This is a genomic window from Methylorubrum zatmanii (assembly GCF_014845115.1).
GTDB classification, from domain to species: domain Bacteria; phylum Pseudomonadota; class Alphaproteobacteria; order Rhizobiales; family Beijerinckiaceae; genus Methylobacterium; species Methylobacterium zatmanii.
Window position 1 is genome coordinate 1 of the sequence record NZ_NKUI01000221.1, and the last position, 12,866, is coordinate 12,866.

13 protein-coding genes and 1 pseudogene are annotated in these 12,866 nt (G+C 69.3%); 3 read left to right on the forward strand and 11 right to left on the reverse strand.

Translation table 11 applies throughout. The features are described from left to right. A partial coding sequence (locus MZTS_RS21520; protein ID WP_192285367.1) for an MMPL family transporter occupies window positions 1–965 on the forward strand: 965 nt, incomplete at its 5' end. A gap of 109 nt (window positions 966–1,074) precedes the next feature. Here the strand turns inward: MZTS_RS21520 and hpnK are convergent. From hpnK to MZTS_RS21545, 5 genes are all read right to left on the reverse strand, one after another. Continuing rightward, window positions 1,075–1,917, reverse strand: a complete 843-nt coding sequence (gene hpnK / locus MZTS_RS21525; protein WP_192285368.1) for a hopanoid biosynthesis-associated protein HpnK — start codon at window positions 1,915–1,917, stop codon at window positions 1,075–1,077. A gap of 134 nt (window positions 1,918–2,051) precedes the next feature. Beyond that, complete coding sequence (hpnJ, locus tag MZTS_RS21530) at window positions 2,052–3,476, reverse strand: hopanoid biosynthesis associated radical SAM protein HpnJ (RefSeq protein WP_192285369.1); 1,425 nt, start codon at window positions 3,474–3,476, stop codon at window positions 2,052–2,054. A 53-nt stretch (window positions 3,477–3,529) separates the two neighbouring features. Continuing rightward, on the reverse strand, window positions 3,530–4,726 hold the full coding sequence (gene hpnI / locus MZTS_RS21535) for a bacteriohopanetetrol glucosamine biosynthesis glycosyltransferase HpnI (protein ID WP_009867248.1): 1,197 nt from the start codon (window positions 4,724–4,726) through the stop codon (window positions 3,530–3,532). A 74-nt stretch (window positions 4,727–4,800) separates the two neighbouring features. Next, window positions 4,801–5,421, reverse strand: coding sequence for an ABC transporter substrate-binding protein (locus MZTS_RS21540; protein WP_009867249.1), 621 nt, complete (start codon window positions 5,419–5,421; stop codon window positions 4,801–4,803). After that, entirely contained in the window at window positions 5,412–6,542 is a 1,131-nt protein-coding gene (locus MZTS_RS21545) for an HpnL family protein (RefSeq protein ID WP_009867250.1), read from the reverse strand. The genes MZTS_RS21540 and MZTS_RS21545 overlap by 10 nt, the downstream gene beginning before the upstream one ends. Window positions 6,543–6,752: 210 nt before the next feature. Between MZTS_RS21545 and MZTS_RS21550 the strand changes: the two genes are divergently transcribed. Beyond that, window positions 6,753–7,934, forward strand: a complete 1,182-nt coding sequence (locus MZTS_RS21550) for a hypothetical protein (RefSeq protein WP_009867251.1) — start codon at window positions 6,753–6,755, stop codon at window positions 7,932–7,934. Between the two features lie 215 nt (window positions 7,935–8,149). On the opposite strand, the gene MZTS_RS21555 is transcribed toward MZTS_RS21550, so the two are convergent. The 6 genes and pseudogenes from MZTS_RS21555 to MZTS_RS21580 form a co-directional block, all read right to left on the reverse strand. Continuing rightward, entirely contained in the window at window positions 8,150–8,362 is a 213-nt protein-coding gene (locus MZTS_RS21555; RefSeq protein ID WP_009867252.1) for a hypothetical protein, read from the reverse strand. Between the two features lie 66 nt (window positions 8,363–8,428). After that, the gene (locus MZTS_RS21560) at window positions 8,429–9,040 is read right to left on the reverse strand and encodes a glutathione S-transferase (RefSeq protein ID WP_009867253.1); all 612 of its coding nucleotides are present in this window, start codon (window positions 9,038–9,040) and stop codon (window positions 8,429–8,431) included. An 88-nt stretch (window positions 9,041–9,128) separates the two neighbouring features. Beyond that, window positions 9,129–10,294, reverse strand: a pseudogene (locus MZTS_RS21565) (alpha/beta hydrolase). Between the two features lie 115 nt (window positions 10,295–10,409). Beyond that, window positions 10,410–10,631, reverse strand: a complete 222-nt coding sequence (locus MZTS_RS21570; RefSeq protein WP_192285370.1) for a hypothetical protein — start codon at window positions 10,629–10,631, stop codon at window positions 10,410–10,412. 98 nt (window positions 10,632–10,729) lie between these two features. Next, window positions 10,730–11,578 carry a metallophosphoesterase gene (locus MZTS_RS21575; RefSeq protein WP_009864903.1) on the reverse strand — a complete coding sequence of 283 codons (849 nt, stop codon included), beginning with the start codon at window positions 11,576–11,578 and terminating at the stop codon, window positions 10,730–10,732. A gap of 27 nt (window positions 11,579–11,605) precedes the next feature. Next, the gene (locus MZTS_RS21580) at window positions 11,606–12,226 is read right to left on the reverse strand and encodes a cation efflux transmembrane domain-containing protein (RefSeq protein ID WP_192285371.1); all 621 of its coding nucleotides are present in this window, start codon (window positions 12,224–12,226) and stop codon (window positions 11,606–11,608) included. Between the two features lie 182 nt (window positions 12,227–12,408). On the opposite strand from MZTS_RS21580, the gene croR reads away from it, so the two are divergent. Further along, the coding region (gene croR, locus MZTS_RS21585) for a 3-hydroxybutyryl-CoA dehydratase (protein ID WP_192285372.1) at window positions 12,409–12,866 on the forward strand (458 nt) is incomplete at its 3' end.

The window sequence follows — 12,866 nt, forward strand, 5'->3', positions numbered from 1 at the left end:
GCAAGCCGCCGCCGCCGACGGATGCGGAGAACGTGAAGGCGCTCAAGGATACGGCGGCGGCGCTGAAGACGATCGCCGGCGGCAGCGAGGCCGGCGCCAAGGCGGCGGAGCGGCTCTCGGGCACGCTGGAGACCCTCGCCTCAGCGCCTGCGGAGAAGCGCGAGGCCGCGAGCGTGGCGCTGACCACCGATCTGAAGACGCTGATGAGCCGCCTCTCCGGCCTGCTCGACCCGACCAAGATCACCCTCGACAACCTGCCCAAGCCCCTCAAGGCGGAGTGGGTGACGAGCGACGGCCGCGCCCGCATCGAGGTGCATCCCAAGGGCAATTCGAACGACGACCAGGTGCTGCGCCGCTTCGCCAAGGAAGTGCAGACGGTCGATCCCCACGCCACCGGCGCGCCGATCGCCACGACGGAATCGAGCTACACCATCCTCGGCGCCTTCGTGCAGGCAGGCCTGACCGCCCTGGCGCTGATCTTCATCCTGCTCTCGGTGGCCCTGCGCAAACCCTGGGACGTGGCGATGACCCTGGGCCCGCTGGTGCTGGCGACCCTGTGGACGCTGATGGCGCTGAAGGTCATCGGCATGCCGCTGAACTTCGCCAACATCATCGCCCTGCCGCTGATGCTGGCGGTGGGCGTGGCCTTCCACATCTACTACGTGATCGCGTGGCGGGCCGGCGTCGTCGACATGCTCGCCTCCAGCCTGACCCGGGCGATCTTCTTCTCGGCGCTGACCACCGGCACCGCCTTCGGTTCGCTGATGCTGTCGAGCCATCCCGGCACGGCCAGCATGGGCGAACTGCTCGCGCTGTCGCTGTTCTTCACCCTGGTGGCGGCCTTCTTCGTGGTGCCGGCCTTCCTCGGCCCGCCGCCGGTGAAGCCGGATCCGAGCCGCCCCGAGGGTAAGGAAGCCGGCCGCCCGCCGGGTGCGATCGCCCGCGAGACCGCTGCGGTGAAGTGAGGCCGAGTTCCGAAGCGCGCCCGGCCGCTCTGACGATCGGCCGGGACGTCAGGGGTCCATCGAAGCCGCTTTCGCCCTGCCTCGTGGCCGAGGCCGGCGACGGAGCCGGTCAGCCCAAAAAGTCCGAGAAGCCACCTCGCACCGTTCCGTTCCGCACGGTGGCCTTCCGCGCCTCCGGGGCGATCAGGGCGTCGCGTTCGTCGGCGTAGCGATAGCCCGGGGCCTCGCCGGGGAAGCCGCCCGCCGTGGCCGGGTGGGTGTAGAGTTCGGTAAGCCCGTCCGGCAGGTGGCGCAGCAGGCCGGTGACGCGCTCCGGCGTCATCGCGCCCGACCATGCGAGGCCCAGTGTCCGGTCCGGGATCAGCAGGCCCGCCTGACAGGCCCGCAGGGCGAGGAGCGCCGCCCAGGGCGCGGTATCGAGGGCAGGCTTCGGCTGGAAGCCCGGTTCCGCTCGACGGAGCAGGTCGCGCGGTTCCCGCGGCACCCGCAAAGCCCGCATGCCGTAATCGCGGCCGATCCGCAGCACCATGCCGGCGATCAGCGGGTGGATGTGGAAGTGCTTGTGGGCGTTGACGTGATCGAGCGGTAGGCCGGTCGCGCGATACGCCTCGAACTGCGCCCGGATCTCGGCAGCCATTTGCCGGCGCGCGGTGGGTTTGAGGGCGAGGTCGAGGCCGAGGCGCTCCATGTCGCGCCGCATCAGCCCCTGTGCGTCGACGAGGTCGGGCAGTTCGGCGGCGGGCAGCGTGGGCCACGCTTCGACCAGCACGAGGTGCAGCCCGACCCGCAGCGACGGAGTTCGCCGCGCTCGCGCCACGGCATCCGTCGCCCCGGGGGCGGAGACCATCAGGCTCGCGGCGGTGAGGATGCCCGCGCGATGGGCCTGCTCGACGGCCGCGTTGACCTCGCGGCTCAGGCCGAAATCGTCGGCGGTGACGACCAGTCGCTTCACGAAGATTCTCTCGTCACGGTCACGGGTGTCGAGAGGGCAAGCCCTCTCGCGGGTCCAGGGCACAACCCCGGAAACAAGGAAGGCCGGGCGCGAGCCCGGCCTTCCTTGTTCGCTCGATTGCGCGCTGTCCGGCGTTACGCGGCGGCCTTGCGGTCCCGCAGGAAGTGCCAGAACTCGACCCCTTCGCGCAGGCGCCGCTTCATCATCTCGGGCGAGCGGACCATCTCATTCACGATCGAGGCGATCTTCGGAGCGCGGAAGTAGAACTTCCGGTAGAACTCCTCCACCGCAGCGAAGATGTCGGAATGCGAGAGGTGCGGGTAGTGCAGCGGCGCGATCTGTACGCCGTTCTCATCGACCAGTTCGGCGTTCTCGACGTCGAGCCAGCCGTTCTCCACCGCCTGCTTGTAGAGGAAGGTGCCCGGATAGGGCGCAGCCAGCGAGACCTGGATCGTGTGCGGGTTGATGCGCTTGGCGAAGGCGATCGTCTCCTGGATCGTCTCCTTGGTCTCGCCCGGCAGGCCGACGATGAAGGTGCCGTGGATGGCGATGCCGAGGTCGTGGCAGTCCTTGGTGAACTTCTCGGCCACCTCGACGCGCATGCCCTTCTTGATGTTGTTCAGGATCTTCTGGTTGCCGGACTCGTAGCCGACCAGAAGCAGGCGCAGGCCGTTCTCCTTCAGAACCTTCAGGGTCTCGCGCGGCACGTTGGCCTTGGCGTTGCACGACCAGGTCACGCCGAGCTTGCCCAGCTCGCGGGCGATCTCCTCCGCGCGCGGGAGGTTATCGGTGAAGGTGTCGTCGTCGAAGAAGAACTCCTTCGTCTGAGGGAACTCCTTCATGCAGTACTTGATCTCTTCGATCACGTGGGCGACCGACCGCGTGCGGTAGGTGTGGCCGCCGACCGTCTGCGGCCAGAGGCAGAAGGTGCAGCGACTCTTGCAGCCCCGGCCCGAATAGAACGAGATGTAGGGGTGCTTGAGGTACCCGATGAAGTACTTCTCCATCTCGAGGTCGCGCTTGTACACGCTCGTGACGAAGGGCAACTGGTCCATGTCCGTCATGATCTCGCGGTCCTCGTTGTGGACCACGACGCCGTTGGCGTCACGATAGGACAGGCCCTTGATCTGGGCCATCGGCACGCCCTCGGCGACTTCCTTGACGGTGAAGTCGAACTCGTTGCGGGCGACGAAGTCGATGCAGGGCGCCTGGGCCAGGGAGCCGGCGGCATCGACCGCCACCTTGGCGCCGATCAGGCCGGCGATGAGCTTGGGGTTGGCGGCCTTGAGGGCCTCGACGGTCTTCACGTCGGACTTGAAGGACGGAACCGAGGTGTGAAGCACCACGAGGTCGAAATCCTTGGCCTGGGCCACGATCTCATCGAGCTTGATGTTGTGCGGCGGCGCGTCGATCAGCTTCGAGTTCGGCACCAGCGCGGCCGGCTGAGCCAGCCAGGTCGGGTACCAGAACGACTTGATCTCGCGCTTGGCCTGATAGCGGGAGCCGGCGCCGCCATCGAAGCCGTCGAAGGTGGGAGCCTGCAGGAAAAGCGTGCGCATGGGGTTCAAGGCCTCAAGGCTCGAGACAGTGTCTTTGTGAAATGTTCGGAAGCTTAGGCCGAGGTGGCGCGCGACTCGCGCCCGAGGCCGTGCTCCGGAATCAGCGTACCGTCCGCAACCACACGGTAATCGTGACCTTTCCATGTCACCGCACCCGAGACGAAGCTCCAGGTGAAGTTGATGAAGGACAGCATGTCACGAATCGGCAACAGCCAGTAGGCGTGGGGGGCAAGCCCGAAGGCGCGCTCGATGCGCAGGCACAGCAGGATGCGGCAGGCCAGGGCGAGGGCGGCCACGGCCAGGGCGCCGCTGCCGGCGCCGGGGAGCAAGGCGGCGAGAAGCGCCAGCGGGACGGCGTGGGTGATCACCGAACCCGCATAGCCCTTCGGATCGACGTTGCGGATGGTGCGGTTCCAGCGCAGCTCGTGCCGCCACAGGCCGGCCAGTTCGGTATCGACGCAGGCATGGCCGATGGTGAAGGTTGGGATCGCCACCGTGCCGCCCTCGGCGCGCAGGGCTTCGCCGATGGCGTAATCGTCGGCGAGATCGTCCTTGAAGGCGCGGAATCCGCCGATGCGCGCCAGCGATTCCGCCGTCATCGCGATGGTGGAGCCGAAGCAGGGTCGAGCCAGATCGAAGCTGGTGCCGAGGATGACGTTGGGCACGAACTGCACGTCGATGGCCAGCGCCGCGAGCTGAGCGAACACGCCCCGGTTGCCCGGCACGCCGTGGTAGAGGCAGGTCACACCGGACACGCCCGGCTGGGACAGGGCCGCGACGATGCGCTCGAGGTAATCGGGCCGCACCGACATGTCGCTGTCGGCCAGCACCACGACCTCGTGGGCGATGTTTTCCGACATGTTGATGAGGTTCGAGACCTTGCGGTTCGAGCCGTGCTGGCTCGCATCCACCACGAGATCGAGGCGCAGCGCCGGATGGGCCGCGCGCAGGCGCTCCACGACGGCAATGGCCGGGTCGGCGGCGTTCTGCACGCCGAACACCACCTGCACCGCGCCGGCATAGTCCTGGCGGCAGAAGCTTTCGAGATTCTCGAACAGATCCGGCTCCAGGCCGCAGAGCGGCTTGAGGATCGTCACGCCCGGACGCGGCGCATCGGCCGCGAGCAGCGGCGAGCGCCGCGCCGCGAAACGGCCGACGAGCGCCGCGGCGAGCAGCGCGTAGACGCAGCCGGCGAGCGCCATCAGCAGAAGCACCGGGGCGATCCAGGCTGGCAGCTCGTTCAGGGTCATGGCGCGGCGTTGCTCGCTGCTGTCTTCTATCGGGGCCCGGTTCGGCGGGCAGCGTCGGGTCGGGCGTTAAGCCTTCACTCTCGCGGCGAGACTTTGGCGGCGAGCATCCCGTCGGTGCGTTCGCGCATGAATTTCAAGAGGCCCTCCGCGCCGCCCTTCAGGGGATCGGCGAAGCTCGCCCGCATCGAAGCGACCTCGCTGACATTGCCGTTCAGCAGCACGTCCTGCACCTGGTTGTTCGCGTTGACGACGTAATCGACGTCCGACTCGTCCCCGTCCTTGTTGGAGACGCGGGTCGAGACGACGCGGTTGGGGCCGCGGGTCTCGCTCTGCGGCTTGACCTCGAACTTGCCGCCCGCCGCTTGAGACAGGCGGTTGGCATAGAGGGTGACGAAGTATTTGCCGAAGGTCTCGGTCAGCGCGTCCTGCTGCTCGGGCTTGAAGCTCTTCCACTTCGGCCCGACCGCCGTCCGCACCATGGCGGGGGTGTCGAAGGTCTCGGCCAGCGTGTCGCCGACGATCGCGAGCCGGCTCTTGAGGTCGCCGGCCCCGTTCTTCAGCGCCTCTTCGAACTTGGCGTAGAGGCGTTGGATCGGCGCCACGGCCGGGTCGTCGGCGGCCCGGACGGCGTCCGGCGCCCCGAGAACCGCGAGCAGAGCGGCGGCGGCGAGGAGGCTGCGGCGGTTCAGGCGCACTTCTTGAGCGCTCCGGTTTCGTTGTCGGAGGACAGGGCGGCCGCGCCGCGCACGGTGGAGAAACCGTAGGCCGGAGCCAGCGGAGTGGCGGCGGGGCGGCGGCCGAGCCGCGCCCGGATGGCCCCGAGGCCCTCGCGCACCACCGCGACCCCCTCGGGTTCGACGGAGGCGGACTTGCGCTCCATCACGTTCCACAGGGCGAGGCTCGGCAGGCCGACGGCGAGGTCGGCGACCCGCTTGACCAGGGAGAGGGCGAGCGCGGCTTCCGCCGGGATGCCGAACAGGGCGCACAGGGCGATCAGGCCGCCCTCCTGGGCGCCGATGGCGCCGGGCACGACGAAGGCGGCGCCGCGCACGGCCTGGGCGAGGCTCTCGATCACCAGCGCGTCGACGAAGCTGACGGGATAGCCCATGGCGTTGAGCGCGACCCACACCTCGACGGTGCCCGCCACCCAGCCGGCCAGATGGATGAGCAGGGCGGCGGAGACATGGGCGCGGTTGCCGTAGAGCCGGCGCAGATTCTCGTAGAGCACGTCGATCGCGCCCAGCGCCCGCCACTCGCGGCCGGCGGCGAAGCGGCTGAGGGCCGCCTCGATCAGGCGGTGACCGCTGCGGCGCTGGATGACGTAGAAGGCGCCGAGCGCCGGGACGGCGATCAGAACGCCGCCGGCGACCGTGCGGACCAGGGGGCCGTCGCCGGCGATCTGCATCAGCAGCAGCAGCCCGGCCACGGTGAAGATCAGCTGGGTGACCGCCTGGGTCATCAGATCGACGAACATGCTGGCACCGGCCATGCCGCCGGGCGTGCCGCGGCGGGTGAGCAGGCGCGCGCCGATCAGGTCGCCGCCGACCTGCGCCACCGGCAGCAGCGTGTTGATGCCCTCGCGCACGAAGCGCAGCGAGATGCAGTCCCGCAGGGTGGGGCCGGCGCCGCGGGGAAACACCGCGTACCAGCCGAAGCCCGCCCAGGCGACCGCGGCGAAGCGGGCGAGCACGACGATCAGCGCCCCCCAGCCCGTGCCCACGACCGCGGCCGTGACATCGGACATGCCGGAGGACAGGAACAGCGCCAGGGCCGTGCCTAATCCGACGATCGATGCCAGTGTTGTGAGACGCTTCATCAGCCTCTTTCGACGATCGGCGAAGGCTTGTGTTGTCGAAATCCCACCAGATGCAGCCATCGTATCGGGCCGGCGGTGGGGAGCGTCCCGGCAGGTTGCAGCTTTGCCCAGCCGTGTCTATCACCCGATTGACACACCGGGGAGCAAAGCGGCGCCCGCGGTGCCCGATGACGACGATTGTCGCCAAACGCCGCTTCTAGGGAGCCGATAATGGATCGCGAGCCGCAGATCACGGCGGATTCCGCCCTGATCGACGACGCCTCGACGAAGGGTTTTTCCGAGGGCTACGAGGGCCGTCGGGACATTCCCGCCACCCGTAGCCCGGTGATGGCCTGGAACGAGTGGGATCCGCTGGAGGAGGTGATCGTCGGCTCGCTCGACGGCGCTACGATCCCGACCCATCACCTCACCGTGATCTTCAACCTGCCGCGGGCGGCCCAGCCGTTCTACCGCTTCGCCTCCGGCTGGAAATATCCGAAGTTCATGAAGAAGCTGGCGCAGGCCGAGCTCGACAACTTCATCTCGATCCTGGCCGGCGAGGGCGTGAAGGTGCGCCGGCCCGATTCGGTCGACTTCTCGAAGAAGTTCAAGGCGCCGCGCTGGACCTCCCGCGGCTTCTGCGTCGCCTGCCCGCGCGATCCCTATCTCGTGATCGGCGACGAGATCATCGAGAGCCCGATGTGCTGGCGCTCGCGCTACTTCGAGGGCGATGCCTACCGCTCGCTGTTCAAGGAGTACTTCCGGAACGGCGCGCGCTGGACCTCGGCGCCGCGTCCTCAGCTGACGGACGACCTGTACAACTACGACTATCGGGTGCCGAACCTGAAGGCCGGTGAGCCGATGCAGTTCACGGTCAACGAGTTCGAGCCGGTCTTCGACGCGGCCGACTTCGTGCGCTGCGGCCGCGACCTGTTCGTGACCCGCTCCAACGTGACGAACCTGATGGGCATCGAGTGGCTGCGCCGCCATCTCGGCCCCGGCTTCCGCATTCACGAGATCGAGAGCCGCTGCCCGCAGCCGATGCATATCGACTCGTCGTTCATGCCGCTCGCGCCGGGCAAGGTGCTGGTCAACCCCGACTATATCGACGTCGAGAAGCTGCCCGCCGTGCTCAAGAAGTGGGACGTGCTGATCGCCCCGCGTCCCGACCCGGTTTCGGGCTTCATGAGCAAGATCTCGATGTGCTCGCCCTGGACCTCGATCAACGTGCTCGCCATCGACGAGAAGAAGATCGTCGTCGATCAGAGCCAGCCGACCCTGATCAAGGCCCTCAAGGATTGGGGCTTCGACCCGATCCCGGCGCCGTTCCTGTCCTACGGCCCGTTCGGTGGCTCGTTCCACTGCGCCACCCTCGACGTGCGCCGTCGCGGCGTGTTGAAGTCCTACTTCTAGGACGATGTCTCGCCCGGTCACGGGCGCGGTGTGAAAACGGGAGCCTGTCGCGAACGCCTCGCGGCAGGCTCTTTTCGTATCCGGCCGCGGTTCCGGCGCTGCCTTACTTCGGCTGCGCCTCACCGTGACCGAGAGGGGGCTTCATCGTCGTCGCCCAGCCTCGCAAGGTTTCAGGCCAAGGCGTTGAGCCGGAAGCGTTTTCGAGGCTGGAAAACTCACTCGCCGATGAGGTGGCCCGGCAGGCGGGTTGTCCGGCGATAGGTCGTGCCGGCCAGCATCACTGCGCCGCCGAACTGCACCAAGCCATTCTCGGCGAGGCCGTCCGGCGCCAGATGCGTCTGGAGGGCGAGGCGGGTCAGCGCATTCAGCGCGATGACGGCGAGGCAGAAGACGGCGGATGCGAGGGCGGCGGCGACGAAATCGGGCATGGCGGAGTCTCCCGGAGGACGGCCGAAGCTTCGCAAGAGCCGAGCCAGCCGGGAGACGGCAAAGGGTCAGCCGGCGGGCGGGCGCGTCGCCAGCATGGAGGGCCGCTCCTCGAAGCGGGCGAACCATGCGGCGAGCTTCGGCGCGTCGTCGCGCCACGCGATGTCGGAGAAGCGCAGGTCGAGGTAACCCAGGGCGCAGGCCAGCGCGACGGTGCCGATGTCGACGGCATCGCCCAGGGCTTCCGCCTGCTCCTCGAACCACGCCAGGGCGCTCTCGATCTTGGCGGTCTGCCCCTCGATCCAGGCCGCCGAGCGCTCGGCTTCCGGCCGCGCGGTCAGTTCGTAGCGGATCAGCAGGGCGGCATCGAGCACGCCGTCGGCGGTGGATTGCGCGTTGAGCGCCCGCCAGCGCGCCGCCCCAGGTGCCGGGAACAGCCGGTTGCCGCCGAGGCTGTCGAGATATTCGCAGATCACCCGGCTGTCGGCGAGACTCTCGCCCGAATCGAGAATCAGGGTCGGAACCTGGGCGAGCGGGTGCTGCGCCAGGACCGAGCGGTCGCGTTTGACCGGGTGGACGGCGCTCGGCAGCAGCTCCAGCCGCTCGGCGAGGCCGAGTTCGTGGGCTGCTACCATCACCTTCCGCACGAAGGGCGAGCTGTGCGAGTGGAACAGCTTCATCGGTCCGATGGAACTCCTGTCTGGGTGCGATGGGCATCGGCCCGTCGGGCCGGATTGCCCGACGGATGCAGGTCGAGGCCGGTCGCGATCAGCGCTTCACGGCGGCCGGCGCGGCCGCAGCCTTCGGGATCTCGACGCCGAGGCGCTTGACCGGCCAGCCGTCGCCCCAGCGTCGCATGTCGCTGAAGGCGGGGTCGTTCTTCAGGCTCGTTGCGTCCTTGCCGGCGAAGGCGGCGGTCGCCGCCATGTCGAAGGTGCGCCAGAAGGCGAGATAATCGAGGCTGTCGGCGCGGGCGTTGTTGATCTGCGAGACCAGCGTGGTCTGCTCGCCGGAGAGCGACATGTCCGCCGACCAGCGAAGGGCGGAGGCTTCTCGCCCGGCGGGTCCGGCGGCAACTTGATCGCGCCGCTGTCATAGGCCGCGTCGAGCCCGGCGGGCGCGGCGAGGGTCGCGGTCAGCGCCGGGAAGCCGTGATCGTCGGAGAGGGCGCGCACGAACAGCTTGTGCTCGGGCGGCACGGAATGGGCGTCGCGCAGGATGCGCCGGGCGGCGGCATCGGCGGCCCGCGCATCCCGGTCGCCGATCACCGTGACCAGCAGGGTCTTGGGACCGATGCCGTCGAGGTCGCCGAGGGGAATGCCGCGGGATTTGGCATCCCGGGCGATGCCGCCGGGCATCACCGCGAAGACGAGCTTCGGCGCCGGGATCCCCTCCTCGGCCGCCGAGGCGGCGAGATGGGCGGCGAGCGGCGCGCCGGCCAGATGCCCGATCAGGGCGAGGCGCTCGGGATCGGGCTTGGCGTCGGCATCTCCGGCGAGGTCGGCCAGGGCCGCCTTGACCAAGCGCCCGGCGATGGCCGGCGCATCGGAGGGGCGGGTGCGGTTCACCTCCTGGAAGCGGGGATACAGCACCAGCCAGTCGTTGCGGGCGAGATGGTCGATCCAAGCGCCGTAGGCCTGCGGGTTCGGTGCGCCCCAGGCGTGCAGGAACACCACCACCGGCCTTCCGCCCTGCGGGGCGGGGCCCGCCTTGTGGAACACGTAGGTCGCCGCGCTCGCCTTGCCGACCGCGCGCTTGACGATGGTGGCGGACTTGTCCCCGACGCCGCCCGGTCCGTCCGCCGGTTGGGCGGGCGGCGCGGCGGCGAGAGCCGGTACGGACAGGGCGGCCAACGTGCCCAGGGTCGGCAAAGCCAAGAGCGGCAGAGTCACGACGGGCAGGCGCAGGACGGCGAGTCCGGATTTCAGGCGCATCACTCTCTCGATCGGTCCACGACATCTCATGCCGAACCCGCCCGCTCACGCGGATGTCAGGCACCGGCCACGCCTGAATAGCAGATTCCGGCGTCGAGGCGACGGTTGCGGCCCGCTATTCCTCCGCCTTCACCCGGCGGCACTCGGTTTTGAGATAGCTCGTCTTGCCGACCTCGTCGCGCAGGTCGGTGCGGGCGATGATCTCCTGCCAGCCATTGGTGCAGCCGAGTTCGTTCGCCACCCGGACCTTGCGCACCTCGCTCGCCCGGTCGTCGGTGCAGGCCTCCTGCGGGATGCCGTTGGCGCAGACGAGCACGACGGCGATGAAGGCGTTCATGGCGGTTCCCCCGGGAGGTTCTGCGGTTCGGTCCCGCTTCGCGGCGGGCGCGCACTCCTACGCGCGAGCGGGCTCCGGGGTTTCGCGGGAGAGGGCCGTTATCCGGCCTCGACGATGAGATCGTGGCGAAAAGTCTTCCCTTCCACGGGGTTGGCGACCCAGCGGGTGCGGCCGACGCGTAGGTCGTGTCCGGCATGGAAATGCCCTGAGATCCAGGCCGCCGGGCGGTCCGCGTCGGGCAGATCGTCGAGAACGGTGGTGGCGTAGAAGGCCGGCACCCACCACGGCACGCCGGGGGCGTCGCGGAACGCGTCGGCGGCGAGCGGGCTGGCCGGATGGTGCGTCACCGCGACGGTCGGCCCGTCATGCGGCCGGGCCAGGGCTTCGAGGAGGGCCGCCTTCTCGCGGGCATGGGCCTCCATGGCGTCGGCCGGCGACCAGGGCAGGCGGTCGGCCCGGCGGATCGAGCCGCGATATTCCCGCGAGCCGGTGACGGGATCGGTCATCCGCGCGACGGCGAAGGCGACCGGGTCTTCGGGTCGGTCCGGTGTGTCGTCGGTGAGCCAGCGCCCGGCCAGCGACCAGTCGCTCCATAGGGTGGTGCCGACGAAGCGCACGCCGCCGATCACCGTCTCCTGCCCGCCCTGGAGCAGGTGGATGCGGTGGCCCAGACCGTTCAGCCGGGCGACCTCCCGCTCCAGGGCGGCGAGAAGATCCGGCGCCGTGCGCGCGTCGCCGGTCGGGGCGTAGTGCTCGTGATTGCCCGGCACCAGCACCACCGGCCGGTCACCGGCCAGCGCCATCACCGTGGCGAGGCCCGCCTCGGGCTGGCCCTCGTGCAGGTCGCCGGCGCAGACGAGCACGTCGAAGGGGCCTGAGGGCGGCGGGATCAATTCGGGGCGACGCCGTTCGAGATGCAGGTCGGAGAGGGGAAAGAGGCGCAGCACGGGATCCGGAACGGCTGGGGGAGAGGATCAGGCTTTCGCCTGCGAAGCGGCCTCGTCGGCCGCGGCGCGCCATTCGCGGCGGGCGGCCTTGAGCACGTCGAAGGCGGAATCGGCGTTGATGACGGCGATGCCGAGGGCCGCGACGAGATCCGGCCAGGGTGAGCGTGTCGCGGCGGTGGCGAGCCCGGCGAGGATGATCGCGACATTGGCGGCGACGTCGTTGCGGGCGGAGAGATAGGCCGCCCGCGTCAGGCTGCCATGCCCGTCGCGGTGGCGGGCCAGCATCACGGCGCAGGCGAGGTTGACCAGCAGGGCGCCGAAACCGGTCAGCGTCAGAGGCACCGGGGCCGGCGCGGTGAAATCGGAAAACTTCTCGTAGGCGGCATAGGCCGTGGCGAGGCCCGGCACCAGCAGGATGCCGGCGAGCAGGGTGCCGAGCCGCGCCCGGTTGCGAAGGCTCCAGCCGAGCCCGGCGAAGATCAGCAGGTTGATCGCCGCGTCTTCCAGGAAGTCGAGGCTGTCGGCGATGAGCGCCACCGAGCCGATGGTGAGCGCCACCGCGATCTCGATGCCGAAATAGCCGAGATTCAGCCCCGCCACGCGGGCGACGACCGGGCGCAGGCGTGGCGAGGGCGGCGGAGGAGGCACCGGCGGGTTCCTGAGGGAGGCTGAGGCGCGCCGCTGATTGCCCGAGGGGCCCTCCCCTGTCGAGGGCCTTCCGGCGCACCCTCAGTGCAAAGGAGAACTGGATTTGCCGGCGCGGCTGTGCAAGGCGAAAGCTCTACCAAGCCGCCCGTCGAGGTGGCGGTCCGGACCGGGGAGGCCTCAGGATGTTGCCCGAACTGCGCGTGCTCTATTTCGAGGATCTCGAAGTCGGGCTCACCGAGATTCTCAAGAAGGAGATCTCCTCTTCCGACGTGGTCGGCTTCGCCGAGATCACCGGCGACCGCAACCCGATCCATCTCTCCGAGCACTTCGCCGCGCGCACCCCCTTCGGCACCCGCATCGCCCACGGCCTCTACACCGCGGGCCTGATCTCGGCGGTGCTCGGCACCCGCCTGCCGGGCCCGGGCGCGGTCTACATTTCCCAGACCCTGAATTTCCGCGCGCCCGTGCGCATCGGCGACACCGTCGAGGTGAAGGTCGAGGTGGCCGAGTTGATCCCCGAACGGCGCCGCGCCCGCCTCAAATGCACCTGCTCCGTCGGCGACGAGGTGGTGCTCGACGGCGAGGCCCTGGTGAAGGTGCCCAAGAAGGAGGAGGCCGATCCCCTCGCCATGCGCATGGG